Source organism: Stutzerimonas chloritidismutans AW-1, from assembly GCF_000495915.1.
Taxonomy (GTDB): domain Bacteria; phylum Pseudomonadota; class Gammaproteobacteria; order Pseudomonadales; family Pseudomonadaceae; genus Stutzerimonas; species Stutzerimonas chloritidismutans.
Genome location: NZ_AOFQ01000072.1, coordinates 74306 through 97888, shown reverse-complemented (window position 1 = coordinate 97888; position 23583 = coordinate 74306). Strand labels below are relative to the sequence as shown.

Genomic DNA, 23583 nt, shown 5'->3' with positions numbered 1-23583 from the left:
AGGACTGCTCACGCTTCAGTGCGTCTGCGCTGCGGCCTCGACACTCCAACGAATCCCTAAAAGAGCCGTTCTTGCCATGCGACCATTGACCATCGACATGCACCGTCTGGAGTACGCTCTGGATGGACGCGACAGCGCCGAGTACTACCTGGACCTGGAAAGCGGTGCCATCCGCGCCGTTTTTCCCAGCGAGCCAGCCCCCGGCGTCATGGAGAAATACGACGTACAGCAGGATCGCTATCTGCACATCGAACCGCTGGAGCTCGCGCAATCCATGGCGATGCGTGAGGCCTTCCTCTTCACCCAACACGACCCGATCGCCCACGCGGTGCTGAGCAGTGCGCTGAACGGCCGCAAGCCACTGCGCACCTTCGACTTCAAGCTGGAGGATTTCCCTGCGGTGAGAGAGGCCTGGCTGGACTACCAGACCGTGCAGCTGCGCGAGTACGCGATCACCTGGCTGCGCGACAACGACCTGGAACCGGTCCGGCACTGATTCACGCGCTTCAGCTTTCGAGGAGAAAGGTCACCGGACCGTCGTTGACCAGATGCACCTGCATCTCGGCGCCGAAACGTCCGCAGGCCACCTGTGGATGCTGCTGGCGGGCCTGGGCCAGCAGGTAGTCGTAGAGCGCTTCGCCGTGCGCTGGTGGGGCGGCGCTGGAGAAACTCGGCCGCAGCCCGCTGCGGGTATCGGCCGCCAGGGTGAACTGCGATACCAGCAGCAGACCACCATCGATGTCCTTCAGCGAGCGATTCATCTTGCCCTGCTCGTCGCTGAAGACGCGGTAGTTGAGCAGCTTGTGCAACAGCTTGTCGGCGCGGGCATGATCGTCCTCGCGCTCGACGCCCACCAGCACCAGCAAGCCCTGATCGATGGCACCGACCACGTCGCCTGCGACCTCGACCCGTGCCTGACGGACACGCTGGATCAATGCTTTCATCGCTGGGCGGCTCCGTCAGGCGTCTGTCGGAGGCAGATCGAGCAAGCGGTGGGCGATCTCACCGGTCGCCCGTATCAGCGCATCGGTAATGCCTAGCTCCGCCGCCGAATGCCCGGCGTCGCGAATGATCTGCAACTCGCTGTTCGGCCACGCCTGATGCAGCGCCCAGGCATTGTCCAGCGGGCAGATGGCATCGTAACGGCCGTGCACGATAATGCCCGGCAGGTGGGCGATCTTCGGCATGTCGCGCAAGAGCTGATCCGGCTCGAGAAAGGCCTGATTGACGAAGTAGTGGCATTCGATCCGCGCCATCGACAGCGCCCGGTGCGCATCGGCAAACCGCTCGACCACGTTGTGATTCGGCCGCAGCGTGGCGGTGCGACCTTCCCAGCAGGACCACGCCTTGGCGGCGTGCATCTGGGCGATCTGGTCGTTGCCGGTGAGACGGCGGTAGAACGCTTGCATCAGATCGTCGCGTTCCTCCAGCGGAATCGGCGAGAGGAAGTCCTGCCAGTAGTCCGGGAAGAGCCGGCTGGCGCCTTCCTGATAGAACCAGGCGAGGTCCTGCGGACGGCAGAGGAAGATGCCTCGCAGGATCAGCGCATGCACATGCTCGGGATAGCGCTGGGCGTAGGCCAGGGAGAGCGTCGAGCCCCAGGAACCACCAAACAGCACCCACTTGTCGATGCCCAGATGCTCGCGGATGCGCTGCATGTCGGCGATCAGATGTGCGGTGGTGTTGTTCTCCAGGCTGGCATGGGGCGTCGAGCGTCCGCAGCCACGCTGATCGAAGGTGATGATGCGGTACAGGGTCGGATCAAAGAAGCGGCGGCTGAGGGCATCGCAGCCGCCGCCGGGACCACCATGGACGAACAATACGGGCAGACCATCCGGCGACCCACTCTCGTCGACATAGAGCACATGCGGTTCTTCCACCGCCAGCTCGTGTCGGGCGTAGGGTTTGATCTCCGGATACAAGGTCTGCATGGCACACTCCTGATCTGCGGCGGGCCGGCTGGCCCCCATGACGTTAGCGGCATCATAACGAGGTTCACGGAGTTGAGCATGTCAGCATGGAAAATAGCGGCACTGGCGCTATTAATGACTCTGGCCGGCTGCGGCCGGGACGACCCGGAAGCAGCGCTGCAGCAGGCCGCCGAGCAGTTGCAGACGACCCTGGAGAACAAGCAGGTCGGCGACCTGATGGAACTGCTGCACGCAGATTTCCAGGCGCAGCGGCAGTACGATCAGGAATGGGCGCGGCGCACGGCAACACTGATGTTCCTGCGCCATCGCAATGTCCGGGTAATCGCCCTCAGCCAGCGCAGCTGGGTCGATCCGACCTATCCCGATCGCGGCCATACCGAGGCACAGGTGACGCTCGCCGGCGCCGAATCACTCCTGCCGCAGCAGGCGGGGCATTATCAGGTCAGACTCGAGTGGCGCCAGGAGCGAGGCGAATGGCAGCTGGCGCGTCTGGAATGGGACTGAGCAGGCCAAACGATTACTGGCGCCAGATCAGTTCGCTGGTGTCGTAACCGCGCCGTTCGGCCTCGGAGAGCAGGCGATCGCGGGTCGCCTGGTCGACCTCGGTGTCCCGCGCAAGCAGCCAGAGATACTTGCGATCCGGGCTGCCGACCAGCGCAGTGCTATAGCCCTCGTCCAGATAGAGCACCCAGTAGTGGCCCTTGGTCAGACCGGGAAAGAGCCGGCTGAACCAGTTGTCGAAGCGCACCCACAGCCGATCGGTAATACCGGCTTCCTGCGGCACCGCTTCGCCTTTGGCCTCCTGCCAGTCGCCGTCTTCTGTTTCGCAACGGTTGGTCACCGCCACGCTGCCATCGGCCTGCAACTGGTACTTCGCTTCGGAGCGTATGCAATTGCGCTGAAAGAACATCGGCAAGCGCGCCAGCTCGTACCAAGTCCCCTGATAGCGTTGAAGGTCGACCTCGCCGACCGTTTCAGGGGGCTGTTCGCGCCCGCCTCCTGCGCAGCCGCTCAACAGCATCAGGCACAGAAGGGCAACGACACTCGCACGCATGGGATCTCTCCTGAGTTAAATCAGCAGTTATTTCAGCCCCTTGCCGGAAAACATCATCACCTTGTCGCCCGCGAACTGGACGCTGATGAAGCGATTCTTCTCGCCCCAGGTGCAGCTCGACATCCCCAGCGCACCGGCGCATTCGGAGGGTTTGCCGAGCAGCTGCTCGACTTCCACCCGTTCCATGCCGGGCTTGAGCTTGGCGAAGTTTTCCTGGGTGATCGGACTGCAGCCAGCCAGCAGGACGACGCAGGCAATCAGCAATGGGGTACGCAATGGCATATCGAGCTCCTTGCTTGTTCTAAGGTTCAATGCCCCGCGGAAGCGGTGCCGCGGAGCGTTGGCCGGAAATGGCATCCGCGCTCAGAAGGACGAGCCCGGCTGCTCCAGAAATAGTCGCTCGGCGTCGCTGGCTTCGCGGCCGAGAGTTGCATTGCGATGCGGGAAGCGACCGAAGCGGGAGACGACCTCGCGGTGGCGCTCGGCATAGTCGAGAAAGCCGACGAACAGCGGCTGTTCCGACTCGTCGGCAATGTCGCGCAGGGCGGTGAACTGCGCGACGGCCAGATCCTGGGTTGCCAGGTTCTCAGCGTGCTCAAGCACCAAGTAGATGAACACGCGCTGGATCGGCGCCAACAGCATGTCGCCGCCATGGGCCAGGCCATCGCGAACCAGGTGCTGGGCGCGCTCGTCGCCGGCGAACGCCTTCGGCGTGTTGCGATGGATCATGCGCGGCAGCTGATCGAGCAGCAGTACCAGCGCGAGCCAGCCCTCGGGCAATTCGGCCCAGTCCTGCAGCTCGCCGTTCAGAGCCTGTTCGACCAGTGCGCCGAAGCACTGGCGCGCCTCGTCGTCCTGTTCTGCGCGGTAGCCAAACCAGAGTCGCTGCTTTTCAGCCGCGATCTCGCTGGCGCTGGTGCCCTGGCCGAACCACCAGTGGAGCAAGTCCTGCCAGGGCGCCTGCATCGGTCAGCCCTGGTGGTAGCCGGTGACGCGCTCGACTTCTTCCTTCGAACCGAGGAACACCGGCACGCGCTGGTGCAGGGACTCCGGCTGAATTTCCAGGATGCGCTGCGTACCGTTGGTGGCGGCGCCGCCGGCCTGCTCGACGATCATCGCCATCGGGTTGGCCTCGTACATCAGGCGCAGCTTGCCGGCCATGGAAGGGTCGCGGTTGTCACGCGGGTACATGAACAGGCCGCCGCGGGTGAGGATGCGATGCACGTCGGCCACCATCGAGGCGATCCAGCGCATGTTGTAGTTCTTGCCCAGCGGGCCGTCCTTGCCGGCCAGCAGCTCGCCGACATAGCGCTGCACCGGCTCTTCCCAGTGGCGCTGGTTGGACATGTTGATGGCGAATTCGGCGGTGCTCTGCGGAACGCTGAGGTTCTCGTGGGTAAGCACGAAGCTGCCCAGCTCACGATCCAGGGTGAAGCCCATCACGCCGTGGCCGAGAGTCAGAATCAGCATGGTCTGCGGGCCGTAGATGGCGTAGCCGGCGGCAACCTGCTTGGTCCCCGGCTGCAGGAAGGCTTCCTCGCCGAGTGCGTCGTTCTGACTGAAACAGGCATCTGGGCAGCGCAGCACGGAGAAGATGGTGCCGACCGAGACGTTGACGTCGATATTGCTCGAGCCATCCAGCGGATCGAAGACCAGCAGATAGGCACCCTTGGGGTACTTGCCGGGAATCTGGTAGGCGTTGTCCATTTCCTCGGACGCCATGCCGGCCAGGTGACCGCCCCACTCGTTGGCCTCCAGCAGGATTTCGTTGGAGAGCACGTCGAGCTTCTTCTGCACTTCGCCCTGGATGTTCTCGCTGTCGGCGCTACCCAGTACGCCACCGAGGGCGCCCTTGGATACCGCGTGGCTGATTTCCTTGCACGCTCGTGCCACGACCTCGATGAGAAAGCGCAGATCAGCAGGCGTGTTGTTACTGCGAGTCTGCTCGATGAGGTAGCGACTGAGGGTTACGCGTGACATGGAAATGACTCCGGAGGAAGGATAAACCCGCGCAGTTTAGCAGGCCGTAGGAAAACTAACTCCCCTCAGACAGGTCCGCCCCCTGCAGAGTTCAGCGAAGCGGCGGCCAGATTGCCAGCACGGTCGGCAACCCTCGCCATTTGTGGCTGCGCGCCGGCGGATGACCCTCCGGCGCGCCGGCCATCACAGCACTTTCCAGATCTCCCGAGCGTACTCGCGAATGGTGCGGTCCGACGAGAACCAGCCGGTGCGGGCGGTGTTCAGCACGGAGGAACGCCACCAGCGTGCCGGATCACGCCAGCACTCCTCGACATCCAGCTGCGCCTGCCAGTAAGCCTCGAAATCGGCGCAGACCATGAAGGTGTCGTGCCAGCTGATGCCATCCACCAGCCCGGTGTAGCGGCCCGGATCACCCGGCGAGAAGGCACCGCCACGAATCGCCGAGAGCACTTCGCTGAGCCGCGGCGAAGCGCCGATGATGGCTTCGGCGTTGTACTCGTTGGCCTGCTTGCGCACATTCACCTGCTGCGCGGTAAGGCCGAAGATGAACATGTGTTCAAGGCCGATCTGCTCGCTCATCTCCACGTTGGCGCCGTCCAGGGTGCCGATGGTCAGCGCCCCGTTGAGGGCGAACTTCATGTTGCTGGTACCCGAAGCCTCCAGGCCGGCGGTGGAAATCTGCTCCGACAGGTCCGCCGCCGGGATGATGTCCTCGGCCAGACTGACGTTGTAGTTGGGCAGGAACACCACCTTGAGCAGGCCGCGCACGGTGGGGTCGGCATTGATGGTATTGGCGATGTCGTTGGTCAGCTTGATGATCAGCTTGGCCTGGTGATAGCTCGCCGCCGCCTTGCCGGCGAAGATCTTCACCCGCGGCACCCAGTTGCCGCCCGGATCGGAGCGAATCGCCTGGTACAACGCGACGGTGTGCAGCAGGTTGAGCAACTGGCGCTTGTACTCGTGGATGCGTTTGACGTGGACGTCGAATAGCGCGGCCGGGTCGACGCTGATGCCCAGCCGCTCCTGGATCACATTAGCCAGATGACGCTTGTTGGCCAGCCGCTGTTCGGCGAAGCGCTGGCGGAACGCGGCCTGTTCGGCAAAGGGTTCGAGCTCGCGCAGGCGGGTTTCCGGCTCATCGAGTACTTCCTCGCCGACATGCTCCACCAGCAACTGGGTCAGCTGCGGATTGGCCTGGTAGAGCCAGCGGCGGAAGGTAATACCGTTGGTCTTGCTGTTGATCCGCTGCGGGTAAAGGCTGTGCAGATCGGTGAACACGGTATTGCGCATCAGCTGGGTGTGCAGCCCGGATACGCCATTGGTGCTGTGCGAACCGAGGAAGGCCAGATTGCCCATGCGCACCCGGCGACCGTGATCTTCCTCGATCAGCGATACCGAGCGCAGCAGCTCGGCATCGTGGACGCCGCGCTCGCGCAGCTGGTCGAGATGGTAGGCGTTGATCAGGTAGATGATCTGCATGTGCCGCGGCAGCAGGCGCTCCATCAGGCCCACCGGCCAGGTTTCCAGCGCTTCGGGCAGCAGCGTGTGGTTGGTGTAGGACAGCGTGGCCGTCGTCAGCCGCCAGGCGTGCTGCCACCCGTAGCTGTGCACGTCGACCAGCAGGCGCATCAGCTCGGCCACGGCAATCGCCGGATGGGTGTCGTTGAGCTGGATGGCGGTGTACTCGGGCAGGCTGTCCAGCGAACCGCGCTGCTTGATGTGGCGACGCAGCAGGTCCTGCAGCGAGGCGGCGACGAAGAAATACTCTTGGCGCAGGCGCAACTCCTGCCCGGCCTCGGTGCTATCGGCCGGATAGAGCACCCGTGAAATGCTTTCGGCGCGGGCCTCTTCGGCCGCTGCACCGATATGGTCACCGGCGTTGAAGCGCGCCAGATGGAAATCCGCCTCGGGTCGCGCACGCCAGAGGCGCAGCGTGTTCACCCCGGCGCCGCGCCAACCGACGATGGGGGTGTCATAGGCGATCGCCCGTACCCCTTCGGCCCAGTGCCAGAAGTGCTGGACCTCGCCTTTCTCGTTGGTGGCCGCCGTGACGCTGCCGCCGAAGCCGATCAGATACTTCACCTCGGAGCGCTCGAACTCCCAGGGGTTGCCGAAATCCAGCCAGGTCTCGGTCTGCTCGTGTTGCCAGCCATCGACGATGGCCTGGCGGAACAGGCCGTGGTCATAACGGATGCCGTAACCATGGGAGACCACGCCGAGGGTCGCCATGCTCTCCATGAAGCAGGCCGCGAGCCGGCCGAGGCCGCCATTGCCGAGCGCCGCGTCAGGCTCCAGCAGGCGGATGCGTTCGATATCCACGTCGAGCCCGGCGAGCGCTTCACGCGCCACGTCGAACAGGCCGAGGTTGCTCAGGCTGTCGACCAGCAGGCGGCCGATGAGAAACTCCAGAGAGAGGTAATAAACCCGCTTCTGCCCGCTGGTGTAAGCCTCGCGCGTGCAATCCATCCAGCGGTCGATGGTGCTGTCGCGAGTAGCCAAGGCTACCGCATGGAACCAGTCGTAATCGGAGGCGTTCTCCGGATCCTTGCCAACCGAGTAGGTGAGCTTGCGCAACACTCGCTCACGGAAAGCGGCAATTTCTTCAGCGGTGGCAATGGCTGTTTCCTGCGTCATGGACAGACCTCGGTTAGCGAAGACACACAAGAGGGACTCGCGGCAGCCATGCCCGTTCACCTCCATTCGACATTCCAGAAAAAGCGTTGCAGGTTTCCTTTACATCTGCGCTACCGCCCGTCCGGTCGCCGCCGTCGGAAGACGCTGGCAATCGCCGCGCGACTCGTTATGATCCGCGCGCCCGAACGCACCGAAGACTGCCCGTGAAGACAAGATTGATCGCCTCCGCCGACCCGGAACGCCTGGAAACCTGGGTGCGCTACAGCGCCGGCCTGTGCCGCGACTGCCATGCGACCTGCTGCACCCTGCCGGTGGAGGTACGCATCGACGACCTGATCCGGCTGGACCTGGTCGATGCCTTCGAGCGCGACGAGCCGGCGAAGAACATCGCCAAGCGCCTGAGCAAGGCGGGCATCGTCGAGCACTTCAATCACAAGCACGAGATCTTCACGCTGACCCGCCTGACCAATGGCGACTGTCTCTATCTGGACCGCAAGACGCGGCTTTGCACGGTCTATGCCAAGCGCCCGGACACCTGCCGCAACCACCCGCGTATCGGCCCGCGCCCAGGTTATTGCGCCTACCGAAGCAAAACCGCCGGCTGACGCGGCGCACCATCGGATATCGCCGCTGCACCCTCCAGCACCGATGCGGAACACCGCAGACAGCAGCGCGGCGTGCCCGGATTCGTCGCCACGGATAGCCTGAACGGACTGGCCAAAGCGTGACTCAGGAGTCATGCTTGGCGTCTGTCTGTATCTTCGTAACGTTTAGGAACCTCCCCGGCATGAGCCGCGATAGCCGCTACCTGGAAGCCATCCTCCATCACGACATTCCGCTGACCCGCTCGCTCGGGCTGCGCGTCGAGCAGTGGGAAAACCACGAGTTGCGCCTGCAGGTACCGCTGCAGCCGAACATCAACCACAAGAGCAGTATGTTCGGCGGCAGTCTGTATTGCGCTTCGGTGCTCGCAGGCTGGGGCTGGCTGCATCTGCGGCTGCGCGAGGCGGGCATCGAGGATGGGCACATCGTCATCCACGAAGGGCAGATCGAGTACCCGCTGCCGGTGGTCGACGATGCAATCGCCATCTGTTCAGCGCCGAGCCCCGAGGCCTGGGAGCGCTTCGAATCGATCTATCGTCGCCGTGGCCGTTCGCGGCTGGAGCTGAAAAGCCGCATCCTGGCGGCCGACGGCCGTGACGCGGTGCGCTTCACCGGGCAGTTCGTGCTGCACAAATAAGCGAAGGATTACATTGCACGCGTCTGCGGCGGCTTGCTCAGTCGGCGCAATGCCCGCTCCAGGCAGGCGCGCCGGGATTACTCGCGATTGGCCAGTTCGATCAGCCAGTCGCGCCAGCCGACGCCTCTGGGCAGGGCCAGGAAAGATGGGTTCAGATAGCTTTCCCGCGCGTCATAGCGCAGCGCCGCACCACTGACATCCAGCACCTCGCCACCGGCACCTTCCAGCACCCCCTGCGCGGCAGCGGTATCCCACTGCGAGGTCGGCGCCAGGCGCGGGTAGCAGTCCGCAGCACCTTCGGCCAGCAGGCAGAATTTCAGCGAACTGCCGACATTCGCCAGCGCCAGCTCACCGAAACGTTCGCCCAGACGACTCAACAGCTGCTCCTGCGCCGGACTGCTGTGGCGCCGGCTGGCGACCACGGTAAACGCTTGCTCCGGTTGCTGGCGCACGCGCAGCGGCTGAGTCGCGCCGGACACTTCGCTGCGCCAGGCGCCGAAATCCTCGCCACCGTAGTAACAGCGTCCGGATGCCGGAATGCCGACCACGCCGAAGCGCACCTTGCCTGCCTCGATCAGCGCGACGTTGACCGTGAACTCCTCGCTGCCGGCGATGAATTCCTTAGTGCCATCCAGCGGGTCAACCAGCCACCAGCGCGTCCAGCCGGCGCGCTCGCTCAGCGGCACCTCGCAATCCTCCTCGGACAGCACCGGGATGGCGCTATCCAGCGCCATCAGGCCGTCCAGCAACACCTGATGCGCCGCCATATCGGCGACGGTCACCGGCGATTCGTCGGTCTTGGTCTGGACATCCAGCTCGCTGCGCCAGTGCGGCAGGATCGCCTCGCCCGCCTGACGCACCAGATCGATGACTGACGACAGATAGGGATGACTCATTGGCCGAACTCTCCGCGCTGGGTCAACAGATCCTTGACCAGGTACAACGCGGCCAATGCGCGCCCCTCGCTGAACTGCGGATGCTGCACCAGACTGGACAGTTCGTGCAGGTTGACCTTGTCGAGTCGCATCGGCTCCGGCTCGTCGCCTGGCAGCTGCTCCGGATACAGATCGCGCGCGAGCACCACCTGAATCTTCTGGCTCATGTAACCGGGCGACAACGACAGCTCGGTGAGCAGCTCCAGGCGGCGCGCGCCGAAGCCGGCCTCCTCCTTGAGTTCGCGGTTGGCCGCTTCGAGCACGTCTTCACCCGGCTCGATCAGGCCCTTGGGCAGCGACAGCTCATAGGTGTCGGTGCCGCCGCAATATTCTTCGACCAGCAGTGCATTCTCCGCATCGGCCAGCGCCACGATCATCACCGCGCCGTAACCGCTGCCCTTGCCGACCAGGCGTTCATAGGTGCGCTCGACACCATTGGAAAAACGCAGCTGCAGCTCCTCGACACGGAACAGTCGGCTGCTGGCGACGATCTCACGGGCTAGCACGGTGGGTTTCTGGCGCATGGGAAACTCCTGGAAACGCGAGCGGCTATCATAACCCGGCTTTTTGCGCTGGCCGTGAGTGCTTTACGACCAGCTGACCGACGCCGTCCCGTCCATACACCGCTGACGCGAGCCCGCACATGACCGCCAACCTGCCCTGGTCCGACATCGATACCGTCCTGCTCGACATGGACGGCACGCTGCTGGATCTCCATTTCGACAATCATTTCTGGCTCGAACTGCTGCCGCAACGCTACGCCGAGCTGCACGGCATCAGCCGCGCCATGGCCGAGCTGGAACTGGCGCCACTGTTCAACGAGCACGTCGGCAAACTCACCTGGTATTGCCTGGACTACTGGACCCGCGAACTCAACCTGCCGATCCGCGACATGAAACGCGAGATCGCCGAGCTGATCGCCCTTCGACCAAATGCCGACGAATTTCTCGCCGCGTTGCGCCATACCGGCAAGCGCGTGGTGCTGATCACCAATGCGCACCGCGACTCGTTGTCGCTGAAGCTGGAGAAGATCGAACTGGCGCCCTGGTTCGACCGCCTGATCAGCTCCCACGACTACGGCTATCCGAAGGAGGAGCCGCAATTCTGGCACGCACTGCGCCAGGATCTGGAGTTCGAGCCCGCACGCGCCCTGTTCATCGACGATAGCCTGCCGATCCTGCGCAGTGCGCAGCGCTTCGGCATTGTGCATCTGCTGGCGGTGCGCGAGCCGGACAGTCGCCGCGCACCGAAGGACACCGAGGAATTCGCCGCGGTTGACGATTACCTCGACCTGATCCGCAGCCTGCACGGCGGTCCAGCGTGACGGCTGGCGCTGCCTTCGGCAGCCGGAAGCTTTACACTACGCAACAGTTGCCGTCGGCGGGAACCGGCTCAGGACGAGCCCGGGCCGGCACGCATCGAAACAGCGCAGCGGTGCGCAGCACATGCCCTGCCGCTCGTAGTTCGCCCACGGATGATCGATAGGAAGCAACATGGCAGCAGTAGGCGCCGAATTCTGGCCCCATAGTCACAGCGAGATGAGTGAGCGAATCCGCCGGCATGACTGGGGTGCGACTGCGCTCGGAACTCCTGACGCCTGGCCGGCTTCGCTACGGCTGCTGCTGGACACCATTCTCGAAGCGCCCCTGCCGATGTGCATCCTCTGGGGCGACCAGGCGCTGCAGTTGTACAACGACGCCCACGCCGCACTGATCGGCGATCGCCACCCGGCCGAACTCGGCCAGCCCGCTTGCCACCGCTGGGGCGCGACCTGGGCACTGCTGGAGCCGGCCTGCGACACTGCCCGGCGCGGTGAGCCACGAGTGCTGCGCAATCAGCAACTGGTCATCGAACGCGATGGCGCTCCGGTGGAAGCCTGGTTCGACCTCGCCCTGAGCCCCATTCGCAACGCCTCGCACGGCATCGGCGGCCTGCTGCTGTGCCTCAGCGAAACCAGCGAACGCGTGCGCACCGAAACCCGCCTGTCGCAGACCGCCCTGCACTACAAACTCAGCGCGGAGGTGCACCGCGCCAGCGAACAGCGCCTGCAACTGGCGCTCGAGGCCAGCGATCTGATCGGCATCTGGGACTGGGCCATCCAGGCCAGCGAGATTCCGGCGGGGGCTGAGCTTTCCCGCATCCTGCCGGTGGCCCAGTCCGGGCCGAACGGCCTGAGCAGCGAAGCCTTTTTCGATCATGTCCATCCCGACGACGTGCCACGCCTGCGCGCCGCGCTGGAGCGCTGCATCGTCGAGCGCGGTACGCTCGACGAGCGCTACAGGCTGCGCAGCGACGATGGCGTCACCCGTTGGGCGCTGGCGCGCGGGCGCTGCCATTGCGACGAGCAGGGCTGGCCACAGCGCTTCCCCGGCGCAGTGATGAACATCACCGGACAGCAGGCCAGCGAAGATGCCTTGCGCCAGAGCGAAGCCGAGTTGAAGATGGTCACCGACGCTCTGCCGGTGCTCATCGGCTACGTCGACGCCGAGGAACGTTTTCGCTTCAACAACCGCTACTACTCCGACTGGTTCGGCCACTCGACCGAATGGCTGCTGGGCAAGACCGCCCGCGAAGTGCTCGGTGAACGCGGCTATGCCGAGCGCCAGACAAGCATCCGTGACGCCCTCGCCGGCCGCGACGTGACCTTCGAGGCCCATAGCCCGCACCGTGACGGCCAGGCCCGACGCATGCTGGTGCACTACCTGCCGCGCCGCGACGGCCAGGGCAACGTGCTCGGCTTCTTCGTCATGGCACTGGATGTCACCGAGCGCTGGCGCGCCGAACAGGCTCTGCGCGAACTCAACGAGACACTGGAAAGCCGTATTCAGGAGCGCACCCAGGCACTGGCGGAAGTCTACGAACGCCTGCTCAAGGAAATGGCCAGCCGCGAGCAGGCACAGGAAGCGCTGCGTCAGGCGCAGAAGATGGAAGCGGTCGGCCAGCTGACCGGCGGCATCGCCCACGACTTCAACAACATGCTGACCGGCATCATCGGCGGCCTGGACCTGATCCAGCGCTACATCCAGTCCGGCCGCCACGGCGAAACCCAGCGCTTCATCGATGCCGCGGTCACCTCGGCCAATCGCGCCGCGGCACTGACTCACCGCCTGCTCGCCTTCGCCCGGCGCCAGCCGCTGAATCTCAAGCGTGTCGAGCTGAACCAGCTGATCGAGTCGATGCACGACCTGCTCAGCCGCACGCTGGGCAGCCATATCCACATCCGCAATCAGTTGCAGCAAGGTCTGTGGCCGGTTTCCAGCGACGAAAACCAGCTGGAAAGCGCGCTGCTCAACCTGGTCATCAACGCCCGCGACGCCATGGCTGACGGCGGCACCCTGCTGCTGGAAACTCGCAATGTCGAACTGTACAGGCAAGGCGATGTGGGCGATCTGGCCGCCGGGCGCTACGTCATCCTCTGCCTGACCGACAGCGGCTGCGGCATGAGCCCCAAGGTACTGGCCAGCGTCTTCGAACCGTTCTTCACCACCAAACCCATCGGCCAGGGCACGGGGCTCGGCCTTTCCATGGTCTACGGTTTCACCCGGCAAGCCGGCGGCCATATCCAGATCGCCAGCGAACCGGGCGAAGGCACCCAGGTCAGCCTGTACCTTCCCGTATTCGAGGACCAAGGCGTCAGCGTCGCGCCAGCCGGCGAAGACGACGGCCCGCTTCAGGCCCAGCAAGGCGAAACCGTCCTGGTGGTCGAGGATGATCCGGCGGTGCGCCTGCTGGTCATCGACGTGCTACAGATGCTCGGCTATCAGACGTTGGAAGCCGCCGACGGCAATGCGGCGATCCGCCTGCTTGAGAGCACGCCCACCATCGACATGCTGGTCACCGATGTCGGACTGCCCGGCATGAACGGCCGGCAACTGGCGGATGTCGCGCGCCAGCATTGCCCCGATCTGCCGGTGCTGTTCATGACCGGCTATGCCAAGCAGGCCGCCAGCGCGGACTTCCTCGAACCGGGCATGGACATGATCAGCAAGCCGTTCAACCTTGATGCGCTGGCCAAGCGCGTACGCGACATGCTGGCGGATAACGACCAGCGGTGAATCGTCCGCAGCCGGCTGGGGTCATAAACCTATCCACCGGCGGCGAGCATGCACTGCTAGTTGCAGCGATGCAGAACGCCGGTCTCGTCAGACCTCGTGACCTGTGCGGTGAGTGGGTTGAGGCAAGTTCGGATGTAAATGGCCGAGACAAGGCGCTGCGACGAGTCATAGCGGGCTATGGCGAGGAGCAGCAACCCAGTATCGGGGCCATGGACGCCGAAATTGACCAACCGAACTACTAAACAGGCCACTAACCGGACCGAATCGCCGATGAACGCCCCGTCTCGCCTGAATGCCGGCGTCGCCAGTGCCGCGCAACCACCTGCCGGCGCCAGCCAGCGCTACTGCTACCAGCCGATCGACGATGTCGCGCAATGCGCAGTCGATCTTGCCGAGGAGTGCGCGCTGGCGATCGCCTACAACGGGATGAGCCAGGCGGTGATGATGATCTCGCCGGCCGATCTGGAAGATTTCGTGGTTGGTTTCAGCCTGGCCAATGGCTTCGTCGAGTCGCTGGATGATATCTACGACATTCGCCTGCACGGCAGCGGCAGTGCGCGGCGCGCCGAATTGGACATCGCCAGCCGCGCGTTCTGGCGCCTCAAGCAGCAACGCCGCCAGCTACCCGGCAACAGCAGCTGCGGGCTCTGCGGGGTCGAAGCGCTGGAGCAGGCACTGCCGCGCCTGCCGGTCATGCCGGCAGCGCCACTGCCGCCCTCGCACTGGTTGCAGGACCTGCGTCAACGTATCGAAGCGTTTCAACCGCTGGGGCGCGACTGCGGGGCGGTGCATGCCGCATTGTTCATGGACGCCAACGGCGAGATCCGCCTGGGCCGCGAGGATATCGGGCGGCATAACGCGCTGGACAAGCTGATCGGTGCCATGGCCCGCTCCGGCTGTGCAGCGGCCGGTGGTCTGGCGATCGTCACCAGCCGCTGCAGCCTGGAGCTGGTGCAGAAAGTGCAGCGGGCCGGGATTCCAGCGCTGGTGAGCCTGTCTTCACCCACCGGCCTGGCCGCCCAGTGGGCGCAGCGGCATAACCTCAACCTCATCCACACCCTGCCGATCCGCGACATGAAACGCGAGATCGCCGAGCTGATCGCCCTTCGACCAAATGCCGACGAATTTCTCGCCGCGTTGCGCCATACCGGCAAGCGCGTGGTGCTGATCACCAATGCGCACCGCGACTCGTTGTCGCTGAAGCTGGAGAAGATCGAACTGGCGCCCTGGTTCGACCGCCTGATCAGCTCCCACGACTACGGCTATCCGAAGGAGGAGCCGCAATTCTGGCACGCACTGCGCCAGGATCTGGAGTTCGAGCCCGCACGCGCCCTGTTCATCGACGATAGCCTGCCGATCCTGCGCAGTGCGCAGCGCTTCGGCATTGTGCATCTGCTGGCGGTGCGCGAGCCGGACAGTCGCCGCGCACCGAAGGACACCGAGGAATTCGCCGCGGTTGACGATTACCTCGACCTGATCCGCAGCCTGCACGGCGGTCCAGCGTGACGGCTGGCGCTGCCTTCGGCAGCCGGAAGCTTTACACTACGCAACAGTTGCCGTCGGCGGGAACCGGCTCAGGACGAGCCCGGGCCGGCACGCATCGAAACAGCGCAGCGGTGCGCAGCACATGCCCTGCCGCTCGTAGTTCGCCCACGGATGATCGATAGGAAGCAACATGGCAGCAGTAGGCGCCGAATTCTGGCCCCATAGTCACAGCGAGATGAGTGAGCGAATCCGCCGGCATGACTGGGGTGCGACTGCGCTCGGAACTCCTGACGCCTGGCCGGCTTCGCTACGGCTGCTGCTGGACACCATTCTCGAAGCGCCCCTGCCGATGTGCATCCTCTGGGGCGACCAGGCGCTGCAGTTGTACAACGACGCCCACGCCGCACTGATCGGCGATCGCCACCCGGCCGAACTCGGCCAGCCCGCTTGCCACCGCTGGGGCGCGACCTGGGCACTGCTGGAGCCGGCCTGCGACACTGCCCGGCGCGGTGAGCCACGAGTGCTGCGCAATCAGCAACTGGTCATCGAACGCGATGGCGCTCCGGTGGAAGCCTGGTTCGACCTCGCCCTGAGCCCCATTCGCAACGCCTCGCACGGCATCGGCGGCCTGCTGCTGTGCCTCAGCGAAACCAGCGAACGCGTGCGCACCGAAACCCGCCTGTCGCAGACCGCCCTGCACTACAAACTCAGCGCGGAGGTGCACCGCGCCAGCGAACAGCGCCTGCAACTGGCGCTCGAGGCCAGCGATCTGATCGGCATCTGGGACTGGGCCATCCAGGCCAGCGAGATTCCGGCGGGGGCTGAGCTTTCCCGCATCCTGCCGGTGGCCCAGTCCGGGCCGAACGGCCTGAGCAGCGAAGCCTTTTTCGATCATGTCCATCCCGACGACGTGCCACGCCTGCGCGCCGCGCTGGAGCGCTGCATCGTCGAGCGCGGTACGCTCGACGAGCGCTACAGGCTGCGCAGCGACGATGGCGTCACCCGTTGGGCGCTGGCGCGCGGGCGCTGCCATTGCGACGAGCAGGGCTGGCCACAGCGCTTCCCCGGCGCAGTGATGAACATCACCGGACAGCAGGCCAGCGAAGATGCCTTGCGCCAGAGCGAAGCCGAGTTGAAGATGGTCACCGACGCTCTGCCGGTGCTCATCGGCTACGTCGACGCCGAGGAACGTTTTCGCTTCAACAACCGCTACTACTCCGACTGGTTCGGCCACTCGACCGAATGGCTGCTGGGCAAGACCGCCCGCGAAGTGCTCGGTGAACGCGGCTATGCCGAGCGCCAGACAAGCATCCGTGACGCCCTCGCCGGCCGCGACGTGACCTTCGAGGCCCATAGCCCGCACCGTGACGGCCAGGCCCGACGCATGCTGGTGCACTACCTGCCGCGCCGCGACGGCCAGGGCAACGTGCTCGGCTTCTTCGTCATGGCACTGGATGTCACCGAGCGCTGGCGCGCCGAACAGGCTCTGCGCGAACTCAACGAGACACTGGAAAGCCGTATTCAGGAGCGCACCCAGGCACTGGCGGAAGTCTACGAACGCCTGCTCAAGGAAATGGCCAGCCGCGAGCAGGCACAGGAAGCGCTGCGTCAGGCGCAGAAGATGGAAGCGGTCGGCCAGCTGACCGGCGGCATCGCCCACGACTTCAACAACATGCTGACCGGCATCATCGGCGGCCTGGACCTGATCCAGCGCTACATCCAGTCCGGCCGCCACGGCGAAACCCAGCGCTTCATCGATGCCGCGGTCACCTCGGCCAATCGCGCCGCGGCACTGACTCACCGCCTGCTCGCCTTCGCCCGGCGCCAGCCGCTGAATCTCAAGCGTGTCGAGCTGAACCAGCTGATCGAGTCGATGCACGACCTGCTCAGCCGCACGCTGGGCAGCCATATCCACATCCGCAATCAGTTGCAGCAAGGTCTGTGGCCGGTTTCCAGCGACGAAAACCAGCTGGAAAGCGCGCTGCTCAACCTGGTCATCAACGCCCGCGACGCCATGGCTGACGGCGGCACCCTGCTGCTGGAAACTCGCAATGTCGAACTGTACAGGCAAGGCGATGTGGGCGATCTGGCCGCCGGGCGCTACGTCATCCTCTGCCTGACCGACAGCGGCTGCGGCATGAGCCCCAAGGTACTGGCCAGCGTCTTCGAACCGTTCTTCACCACCAAACCCATCGGCCAGGGCACGGGGCTCGGCCTTTCCATGGTCTACGGTTTCACCCGGCAAGCCGGCGGCCATATCCAGATCGCCAGCGAACCGGGCGAAGGCACCCAGGTCAGCCTGTACCTTCCCGTATTCGAGGACCAAGGCGTCAGCGTCGCGCCAGCCGGCGAAGACGACGGCCCGCTTCAGGCCCAGCAAGGCGAAACCGTCCTGGTGGTCGAGGATGATCCGGCGGTGCGCCTGCTGGTCATCGACGTGCTACAGATGCTCGGCTATCAGACGTTGGAAGCCGCCGACGGCAATGCGGCGATCCGCCTGCTTGAGAGCACGCCCACCATCGACATGCTGGTCACCGATGTCGGACTGCCCGGCATGAACGGCCGGCAACTGGCGGATGTCGCGCGCCAGCATTGCCCCGATCTGCCGGTGCTGTTCATGACCGGCTATGCCAAGCAGGCCGCCAGCGCGGACTTCCTCGAACCGGGCATGGACATGATCAGCAAGCCGTTCAACCTTGATGCGCTGGCCAAGCGCGTACGCGACATGCTGGCGGATAACGACCAGCGGTGAATCGTCCGCAGCCGGCTGGGGTCATAAACCTATCCACCGGCGGCGAGCATGCACTGCTAGTTGCAGCGATGCAGAACGCCGGTCTCGTCAGACCTCGTGACCTGTGCGGTGAGTGGGTTGAGGCAAGTTCGGATGTAAATGGCCGAGACAAGGCGCTGCGACGAGTCATAGCGGGCTATGGCGAGGAGCAGCAACCCAGTATCGGGGCCATGGACGCCGAAATTGACCAACCGAACTACTAAACAGGCCACTAACCGGACCGAATCGCCGATGAACGCCCCGTCTCGCCTGAATGCCGGCGTCGCCAGTGCCGCGCAACCACCTGCCGGCGCCAGCCAGCGCTACTGCTACCAGCCGATCGACGATGTCGCGCAATGCGCAGTCGATCTTGCCGAGGAGTGCGCGCTGGCGATCGCCTACAACGGGATGAGCCAGGCGGTGATGATGATCTCGCCGGCCGATCTGGAAGATTTCGTGGTTGGTTTCAGCCTGGCCAATGGCTTCGTCGAGTCGCTGGATGATATCTACGACATTCGCCTGCACGGCAGCGGCAGTGCGCGGCGCGCCGAATTGGACATCGCCAGCCGCGCGTTCTGGCGCCTCAAGCAGCAACGCCGCCAGCTACCCGGCAACAGCAGCTGCGGGCTCTGCGGGGTCGAAGCGCTGGAGCAGGCACTGCCGCGCCTGCCGGTCATGCCGGCAGCGCCACTGCCGCCCTCGCACTGGTTGCAGGACCTGCGTCAACGTATCGAAGCGTTTCAACCGCTGGGGCGCGACTGCGGGGCGGTGCATGCCGCATTGTTCATGGACGCCAACGGCGAGATCCGCCTGGGCCGCGAGGATATCGGGCGGCATAACGCGCTGGACAAGCTGATCGGTGCCATGGCCCGCTCCGGCTGTGCAGCGGCCGGTGGTCTGGCGATCGTCACCAGCCGCTGCAGCCTGGAGCTGGTGCAGAAAGTGCAGCGGGCCGGGATTCCAGCGCTGGTGAGCCTGTCTTCACCCACCGGCCTGGCCGCCCAGTGGGCGCAGCGGCATACCCTCACCCTCACCCCCCTGCCACAGCACAGCCCGCCGCGGATCTACAGCCCTGCCGCAGCGGTGCGCGCGCAAGGCTGATGCTGATTCCGAGCGGGTAAAGGCCCTGCGCGCAGGCCCCACAAGCGAGCTAAGACCACTCGAAACACCTCTTGTTCCTAAGCAAAATCAAATAGTTAGCAAACGCCAACCGGATCACGCATTTCATCGGATCGCTCTTGCCGCAAGCGCAGCGGCACGTGAGGATCGCGGCGCAATCCACATACGGGATCACTCCATGAAGTACGCCTCGATTTTCCTGTTGTCCACCAGTCTGCTCAGCGCTGCAGCCTTCGCCGGCAGCAACACCGAAGCCGCCGTCGGCGGCGCGCTTGGCGGTGCACTGGGTTCAGTGGTGGGAGAGCATCTGGGGGGCTCGACCGGCGCCACCATTGGTGCCGGCGTTGGCGGCGCGGCCGGCGGCATGGTCGGTGCGGACAAACGCAGCCGTACCGAAGCGGCCATTGGTGGTGGCCTCGGCGCGGCAGGCGGTAATGTCATCGGCCAGCAGGTCGGTGGCAGCACGGGTGGGCTGATCGGCGCAGCCGTGGGCGGCGGCGCTGGCGGCGCGATCGGCAATGCCTACGGCGACGATGATGATGACTACCGGCGTGACCGTCGCTACCGGGATGATCGCCGCTACTACGGCCATCCAGGCAAAGCCAAAGGTCATTACAAGCACAAACACAAGCATCACTGAGGGCCGCAGACGGCAGGCATTGCCGTCTCGCAGCGCCACCGCATCGCCCGGACCGGCCCAGCCGCTCCGGGCGATCTCGTTTTTACGGCTTCTGCTGTATGCGCCGAGCGGGTTAGCTCAAGGCTTCCAGCGCGGCGCGCAAGCGCCCGGGAATGGCGACGGGACGGTTGCTTGCGCGTTCGACGAAGACATGCACGAAGCGGCCCGCGGCGCAGGCCTCCTGCTCACCCTCGCGGAAGATAGCCAGCTCGTATTGCACCGACGAGTTGCCCAGCCTGGCCACCCGCAGGCCGACCTCGATGACGTCCGGATAAGCGATCGACGCAAAGTAGTCGCAGGCGGAGCTGACCACGAAACCGACGATCTCACCGCCCTGGATATCCAGCCCGCCCTGCTGGATCAGATAGTTGTTCACCGCGGTATCGAAGAAACCGTAATAGACGACGTTGTTCACGTGGCCATAGATATCGTTGTCGTGCCAGCGCGTGGTGATCGGCTGGAAATGCCGGTAATCGTGGCGCAGGTGCTTAGGTTGCTCAGGCATGGGTGGTTTCCGCGTGCAGTAGTAAAAAGGCGCTCAATACGCCGCCTGATAGATTGCCAGCGCATCGGCTTCGGTGACTTCGCGCGGGTTGTTGACCAGCAGGCGCTGCTGCAGCATCGCCTCCTTGGCCAGCTGCGGCAGCATCTCCTCCGGCACGCCGGCATCGCGCAGCCGGGTCGGCAGGCCAACGCGTGCGCTCATCTGCTCGAACTCCTCGATCAGCTGTTCGGCGTAGGTCGAAGGGTCGTCCGTGCGCAGTCGGTCGCCGAGGATGATCGGCGCCAGCTCGCCGTAATGCGTGGTCGCCGCGCTGACGTTGAATCGCAGCACCTGCGGCAGTACCAGCGCGTTCGACAGCCCGTGCGGGATATGGAAATTGCCACCCAGCGGATAGGCCAGGGCATGCACCGCCGCTACTGGCGCATTGGCGAACGCCTGCCCTGCCAGGCACGCGCCGAGCAGCATGGCCTGACGCGCCTCCCGGTTGCTGCCTTTGTGCACCGCCTCGTCGAGGTTCGCCGCCAGCAGGCGCAGCGCCTCGCGAGCCAACAGGTCGGACATGGGGTTTTTCTTGAGCGCGCTGGTATAGGCCTCGATGGCGTGCACCATGGCGTCGATGCCAGTCGCTGCGGTGACTGCAGGCGGCAGGCCAAGGGTGAGGTCGGCATCCAGCAATGCCAGATCGGGCAGCAACAGGGTCGATACCACACCCATCTTGGTCGTCTCGCCGGTGGTGATGATGGCGATCTGCGTGACTTCCGAGCCGGTGCCGGCGGTGGTCGGCACCTGAATAAGCGGCAGGCGCTGGCCCTTGGCATTGCCGACCCCGTAGATATCCTGCAGCGATTGGGCACAGGCCGGATGCGCCAGCAACGCCACCAGCTTGGCGACGTCCATGGAGCTGCCACCGCCGAAACCGATGATGAGATCGGCTCCCACTGCCCGAGCCTGCTCCACCGCCGTCATGACGATGTGTTCCGGCGGATCGGCGATGACCTGATCGTAGATCGCAACTGCCAAGCCTTCGCTTTCGAAGCCAGGCAAGACATCATTGAGCAGGCCGAAACGGGTGATGCCCGGATCGGTGACGACCAATACGGAACGCGCCCCGCGCTCCTTGCAGAGGCTAGCCAAACGGCGAGAAGAGCCGGGCTCACAGATCAATTGCGCGGTTGTGGCAAAGCTGAACGGATGCATGCTGCCTCCTGACTGTTTTTATTCGGCTTTGGCAAAGGCAGTCAACGTGAAAAAAGCGCCCTCACCCCAGCCCTCTCCCGGAGGGAGAGGGGGTAGTTCTGTGTTGTTGCCCAACCGCGGGGCCTGGCCCTCACTCGGTCGACCCCCTCTCCCCTTTGGGGAGAGGTGTAGTGGTGAGGGGCTGTCGCACTCGCCCTTCCAACCTCACTCAAAACGCAAAATCCGTCTCCGGCAGCGCCATCAAACATTCGGCCCCACCCTGAATCGCTTCCCGATGCGAACTGGCCCGCGGCAGTACACGACGCAGATAGAAGTCCGCACTGCCCAGTTTGGCCTGATAGAACGCCTCTTCACCGGTCCCCTGCTCCAGCGCATCCTGTGCGCTCGCCGCGGCCTGCAGCCACAGCCCGGCCAACAAGACATAGGCGGAGTACTGGAGGAAATCCACCGAAACCGCGCCGATCTCCTGCGGATCGCGCCCGGTCGCCGCAATGATCTCGGCACTCAGCTCGCGCCATTCGCCGATACGTGCCTGCACCTTGCTGGCCATGTCGTGCAGTGCCGGCCGGTCGATCTGCCGATCACAGACCTCGCTGAACTCCGCCTGCAACGCCGACAACTCCGCGCCGCCATCGCCGAGCAGCTTGCGGCGGATGTAGTCCAGCGCCTGGATGCCATTGGTGCCCTCGTAGAGCTGGGTGATGCGGCTGTCGCGCATCAACTGCTCCATGCCCCACTCGCGGATATAGCCGTGGCCACCGTAGACCTGCACGCCGAGGCTGGCGACTTCCTGGCCCATATCGGTGAAGAACGCCTTGACGATCGGAATCAGCAGCGCCGCGCGCTTGCTCGCCGCCTTGCGATAAGTCGGCTCGGGATGGCCGTGTTCGAGGTCCAGCTGCCGGGCGCAGTAGGCGGCCAGCATGCGGCTGCCTTCGACCAGAGTCTTCTGCGTCAGCAGCATGCGCCGCACGTCCGGATGCACGATGATCGGGTCAGCCACTTTGTCCGGGTGCTGCGCGCCAGCCAGTCCGCGCGATTGCAGACGCTCACGAGCATAGGCAAGCGAACCCTGATAGGCCTGCTCGGCGATCCCAAGGCCCTGCAGCCCCACCTGGAAACGCGCGTCATTCATCATGGTGAACATGCACGCCAGTCCCTGGTTGGGCTCGCCGACGACCCAGCCGGTGGCGCCATCGAAGTTCATCACGCAGGTCGCCGCACCCTTGATGCCCATCTTGTGCTCGACGGCACCACAGGACAGCGCGTTGCGAACGCCCGGCGTGCCATCGGCGTTGGCGATGAACTTGGGGACCAGCAGCAGGCTGATGCCTTTAACACCGGCCGGTGCATCCGGCAGGCGCGCCAGCACCAGATGCACGATGTTCTCGCTCATGTCGTGCTCGCCGCCGGAGATGAAGATCTTGCTGCCGCTGACCTTGTAGCTACCGTCCGCCTGGGGTTCGGCCCGGGTGCGCAGCAGCGCGAGGTCGGTGCCAGCCTGGGGCTCGGTGAGGCACATGGTGCCGCTCCAACTGCCGCTGACCAGCTTTTCCAGATAGGCATTTTTCAGCTCGTCGCTGCCGTGCTTGTACAGCGCCAGCACCGCGCCCTCGGTGAGGCCCGAGTAGATGCGGAAGGACAGGGACGCGCCCATCAGCATCTCGTGGAAGTTGCAGGCCACCAATTGCGGAAAGCCCTGACCGCCGTACTCGGTCGGCCCGGTCATGCTCGCCCAACCGTTGTCGACGTACTGTTTGTACGCCTCGACAAAACCCTGCGGCGTGCGGACCTCACCGTTTTCCAGAGTCACGCCCTCTTCGTCGCTGTTGCGATTGAGCGGCGCGATCTCGCCGCCGGTGTAGCGCGCCGCTTCTTCCAGCACGCCGTCGATCAGCTCGCGGTCCAGGCCGTTACCGAGCAGCTCGCAATGGCCGGTGGCGTCGAACAGCTCGTGCAGCACGAAGCGCATGTCACGCAGGGGGGCCTTGTATTCCAT

General features: G+C 64.7%; 22 protein-coding genes. 10 read left to right on the top strand and 12 right to left on the bottom strand.

Going from position 1 to position 23583, the window contains the following annotated elements; translation table 11 throughout:
* Window positions 1-76: 76 nt before the first annotated feature.
* Window positions 77-496, top strand: a complete 420-nt coding sequence (locus F753_RS47450; protein WP_023447079.1) for a UPF0158 family protein — start codon at window positions 77-79, stop codon at window positions 494-496.
* A 10-nt stretch (window positions 497-506) separates the two neighbouring features.
* Here F753_RS47450 and dtd read toward each other — a convergent pair whose 3' ends face one another.
* On the bottom strand, window positions 507-944 hold the full coding sequence (gene dtd, locus F753_RS47445) for a D-aminoacyl-tRNA deacylase (RefSeq protein ID WP_023447078.1): 438 nt from the start codon (window positions 942-944) through the stop codon (window positions 507-509).
* Between the two features lie 15 nt (window positions 945-959).
* Window positions 960-1931 carry a prolyl aminopeptidase gene (pip, locus tag F753_RS47440; protein WP_014821925.1) on the bottom strand — a complete coding sequence of 324 codons (972 nt, stop codon included), beginning with the start codon at window positions 1929-1931 and terminating at the stop codon, window positions 960-962.
* 78 nt (window positions 1932-2009) lie between these two features.
* On the opposite strand from pip, the gene F753_RS47435 reads away from it, so the two are divergent.
* Window positions 2010-2435, top strand: coding sequence for a hypothetical protein (locus F753_RS47435; protein WP_031298458.1), 426 nt, complete (start codon window positions 2010-2012; stop codon window positions 2433-2435).
* Window positions 2436-2448: 13 nt separating this feature from the next.
* On the opposite strand, the gene F753_RS47430 is transcribed toward F753_RS47435, so the two are convergent.
* The 5 genes from F753_RS47430 to F753_RS47410 all read right to left on the bottom strand — a co-directional run bounded on the left by F753_RS47430 (window position 2449) and on the right by F753_RS47410 (window position 7599).
* Complete coding sequence (locus F753_RS47430; RefSeq protein WP_023447076.1) at window positions 2449-2985, bottom strand: lipocalin family protein; 537 nt, start codon at window positions 2983-2985, stop codon at window positions 2449-2451.
* A 27-nt stretch (window positions 2986-3012) separates the two neighbouring features.
* Window positions 3013-3267 (bottom strand): outer membrane protein assembly factor BamE domain-containing protein, encoded by a 255-nt coding sequence (gene bamE / locus F753_RS47425; protein ID WP_023447075.1) that lies wholly within the window; start codon window positions 3265-3267, stop codon window positions 3013-3015.
* A gap of 81 nt (window positions 3268-3348) precedes the next feature.
* Window positions 3349-3951, bottom strand: a complete 603-nt coding sequence (locus tag F753_RS47420; protein WP_023447074.1) for a DUF924 family protein — start codon at window positions 3949-3951, stop codon at window positions 3349-3351.
* A gap of 3 nt (window positions 3952-3954) precedes the next feature.
* Window positions 3955-4965, bottom strand: a complete 1011-nt coding sequence (locus tag F753_RS47415) for a class 1 fructose-bisphosphatase (RefSeq protein WP_014821930.1) — start codon at window positions 4963-4965, stop codon at window positions 3955-3957.
* Window positions 4966-5148: 183 nt separating this feature from the next.
* Window positions 5149-7599 (bottom strand): glycogen/starch/alpha-glucan phosphorylase, encoded by a 2451-nt coding sequence (locus F753_RS47410; RefSeq protein WP_031298456.1) that lies wholly within the window; start codon window positions 7597-7599, stop codon window positions 5149-5151.
* A gap of 197 nt (window positions 7600-7796) precedes the next feature.
* On the opposite strand from F753_RS47410, the gene F753_RS47405 reads away from it, so the two are divergent.
* Both F753_RS47405 and F753_RS47400 read left to right on the top strand, forming a co-directional pair.
* Window positions 7797-8204 carry a YkgJ family cysteine cluster protein gene (locus F753_RS47405; RefSeq protein ID WP_230358060.1) on the top strand — a complete coding sequence of 136 codons (408 nt, stop codon included), beginning with the start codon at window positions 7797-7799 and terminating at the stop codon, window positions 8202-8204.
* A gap of 182 nt (window positions 8205-8386) precedes the next feature.
* A complete protein-coding gene (locus F753_RS47400; protein ID WP_003303048.1) occupies window positions 8387-8839 on the top strand; it encodes a thioesterase domain-containing protein in 453 nt (150 codons plus the stop codon).
* 77 nt (window positions 8840-8916) lie between these two features.
* On the opposite strand, the gene cysQ is transcribed toward F753_RS47400, so the two are convergent.
* The gene (cysQ, locus tag F753_RS47395) at window positions 8917-9735 is read right to left on the bottom strand and encodes a 3'(2'),5'-bisphosphate nucleotidase CysQ (protein ID WP_023447070.1); all 819 of its coding nucleotides are present in this window, start codon (window positions 9733-9735) and stop codon (window positions 8917-8919) included.
* Window positions 9732-10298, bottom strand: coding sequence for an ADP compounds hydrolase NudE (gene nudE / locus F753_RS47390; RefSeq protein WP_014821934.1), 567 nt, complete (start codon window positions 10296-10298; stop codon window positions 9732-9734). Before nudE ends, cysQ begins: the two co-directional genes overlap by 4 nt.
* A 119-nt stretch (window positions 10299-10417) precedes the next feature.
* Between nudE and yrfG the strand changes: the two genes are divergently transcribed.
* The 6 genes from yrfG to F753_RS47355 all read left to right on the top strand — a co-directional run bounded on the left by yrfG (window position 10418) and on the right by F753_RS47355 (window position 19843).
* Window positions 10418-11098 (top strand): GMP/IMP nucleotidase, encoded by a 681-nt coding sequence (gene yrfG / locus F753_RS47385; protein ID WP_023447069.1) that lies wholly within the window; start codon window positions 10418-10420, stop codon window positions 11096-11098.
* Between the two features lie 169 nt (window positions 11099-11267).
* Window positions 11268-13829 carry a PAS domain-containing hybrid sensor histidine kinase/response regulator gene (locus tag F753_RS47380; RefSeq protein ID WP_023447067.1) on the top strand — a complete coding sequence of 854 codons (2562 nt, stop codon included), beginning with the start codon at window positions 11268-11270 and terminating at the stop codon, window positions 13827-13829.
* A gap of 270 nt (window positions 13830-14099) precedes the next feature.
* Complete coding sequence (gene fdhD / locus F753_RS50265) at window positions 14100-15335, top strand: formate dehydrogenase accessory sulfurtransferase FdhD (RefSeq protein WP_023447068.1); 1236 nt, start codon at window positions 14100-14102, stop codon at window positions 15333-15335.
* 169 nt (window positions 15336-15504) lie between these two features.
* Complete coding sequence (locus F753_RS47370) at window positions 15505-18066, top strand: PAS domain-containing hybrid sensor histidine kinase/response regulator (RefSeq protein WP_023447067.1); 2562 nt, start codon at window positions 15505-15507, stop codon at window positions 18064-18066.
* 270 nt (window positions 18067-18336) lie between these two features.
* Window positions 18337-19185 carry a formate dehydrogenase accessory sulfurtransferase FdhD gene (fdhD, locus tag F753_RS47360; protein WP_023447065.1) on the top strand — a complete coding sequence of 283 codons (849 nt, stop codon included), beginning with the start codon at window positions 18337-18339 and terminating at the stop codon, window positions 19183-19185.
* Between the two features lie 196 nt (window positions 19186-19381).
* The gene (locus F753_RS47355; RefSeq protein ID WP_003303059.1) at window positions 19382-19843 is read left to right on the top strand and encodes a glycine zipper domain-containing protein; all 462 of its coding nucleotides are present in this window, start codon (window positions 19382-19384) and stop codon (window positions 19841-19843) included.
* A gap of 112 nt (window positions 19844-19955) precedes the next feature.
* Here F753_RS47355 and F753_RS47350 read toward each other — a convergent pair whose 3' ends face one another.
* The 3 genes from F753_RS47350 to F753_RS47340 form a co-directional block, all read right to left on the bottom strand.
* Complete coding sequence (locus F753_RS47350; protein ID WP_014821938.1) at window positions 19956-20387, bottom strand: acyl-CoA thioesterase; 432 nt, start codon at window positions 20385-20387, stop codon at window positions 19956-19958.
* A 33-nt stretch (window positions 20388-20420) separates the two neighbouring features.
* Complete coding sequence (locus tag F753_RS47345; RefSeq protein WP_014821939.1) at window positions 20421-21584, bottom strand: iron-containing alcohol dehydrogenase; 1164 nt, start codon at window positions 21582-21584, stop codon at window positions 20421-20423.
* 208 nt (window positions 21585-21792) lie between these two features.
* Window positions 21793-23583 carry an acyl-CoA dehydrogenase C-terminal domain-containing protein gene (locus F753_RS47340; protein ID WP_023447064.1) on the bottom strand — a complete coding sequence of 597 codons (1791 nt, stop codon included), beginning with the start codon at window positions 23581-23583 and terminating at the stop codon, window positions 21793-21795.

Excerpts from the sequence above, each read along its gene's own strand:
- F753_RS47450 (WP_023447079.1), top strand. The coding sequence starts at position 77 with ATGCGACCATTGACCATCGACATGCACCGTCTGGAGTACGCTCTGGAT.
- dtd (WP_023447078.1), bottom strand. The coding sequence starts at position 944 with ATGAAAGCATTGATCCAGCGTGTCCGTCAGGCACGGGTCGAGGTCGCA.
- pip (WP_014821925.1), bottom strand. The coding sequence starts at position 1,931 with ATGCAGACCTTGTATCCGGAGATCAAACCCTACGCCCGACACGAGCTG.
- F753_RS47435 (WP_031298458.1), top strand. The coding sequence starts at position 2,010 with ATGTCAGCATGGAAAATAGCGGCACTGGCGCTATTAATGACTCTGGCC.
- F753_RS47430 (WP_023447076.1), bottom strand. The coding sequence starts at position 2,985 with ATGCGTGCGAGTGTCGTTGCCCTTCTGTGCCTGATGCTGTTGAGCGGC.
- bamE (WP_023447075.1), bottom strand. The coding sequence starts at position 3,267 with ATGCCATTGCGTACCCCATTGCTGATTGCCTGCGTCGTCCTGCTGGCT.
- F753_RS47420 (WP_023447074.1), bottom strand. The coding sequence starts at position 3,951 with ATGCAGGCGCCCTGGCAGGACTTGCTCCACTGGTGGTTCGGCCAGGGC.
- F753_RS47415 (WP_014821930.1), bottom strand. The coding sequence starts at position 4,965 with ATGTCACGCGTAACCCTCAGTCGCTACCTCATCGAGCAGACTCGCAGT.
- F753_RS47410 (WP_031298456.1), bottom strand. The coding sequence starts at position 7,599 with ATGACGCAGGAAACAGCCATTGCCACCGCTGAAGAAATTGCCGCTTTC.
- F753_RS47400 (WP_003303048.1), top strand. The coding sequence starts at position 8,387 with ATGAGCCGCGATAGCCGCTACCTGGAAGCCATCCTCCATCACGACATT.
- cysQ (WP_023447070.1), bottom strand. The coding sequence starts at position 9,735 with ATGAGTCATCCCTATCTGTCGTCAGTCATCGATCTGGTGCGTCAGGCG.
- nudE (WP_014821934.1), bottom strand. The coding sequence starts at position 10,298 with ATGCGCCAGAAACCCACCGTGCTAGCCCGTGAGATCGTCGCCAGCAGC.
- yrfG (WP_023447069.1), top strand. The coding sequence starts at position 10,418 with ATGACCGCCAACCTGCCCTGGTCCGACATCGATACCGTCCTGCTCGAC.
- F753_RS47380 (WP_023447067.1), top strand. The coding sequence starts at position 11,268 with ATGGCAGCAGTAGGCGCCGAATTCTGGCCCCATAGTCACAGCGAGATG.
- fdhD (WP_023447068.1), top strand. The coding sequence starts at position 14,100 with ATGAACGCCCCGTCTCGCCTGAATGCCGGCGTCGCCAGTGCCGCGCAA.
- F753_RS47370 (WP_023447067.1), top strand. The coding sequence starts at position 15,505 with ATGGCAGCAGTAGGCGCCGAATTCTGGCCCCATAGTCACAGCGAGATG.
- fdhD (WP_023447065.1), top strand. The coding sequence starts at position 18,337 with ATGAACGCCCCGTCTCGCCTGAATGCCGGCGTCGCCAGTGCCGCGCAA.
- F753_RS47355 (WP_003303059.1), top strand. The coding sequence starts at position 19,382 with ATGAAGTACGCCTCGATTTTCCTGTTGTCCACCAGTCTGCTCAGCGCT.
- F753_RS47350 (WP_014821938.1), bottom strand. The coding sequence starts at position 20,387 with ATGCCTGAGCAACCTAAGCACCTGCGCCACGATTACCGGCATTTCCAG.
- F753_RS47345 (WP_014821939.1), bottom strand. The coding sequence starts at position 21,584 with ATGCATCCGTTCAGCTTTGCCACAACCGCGCAATTGATCTGTGAGCCC.
- F753_RS47340 (WP_023447064.1), bottom strand. The coding sequence starts at position 23,583 with ATGGAATACAAGGCCCCCCTGCGTGACATGCGCTTCGTGCTGCACGAG.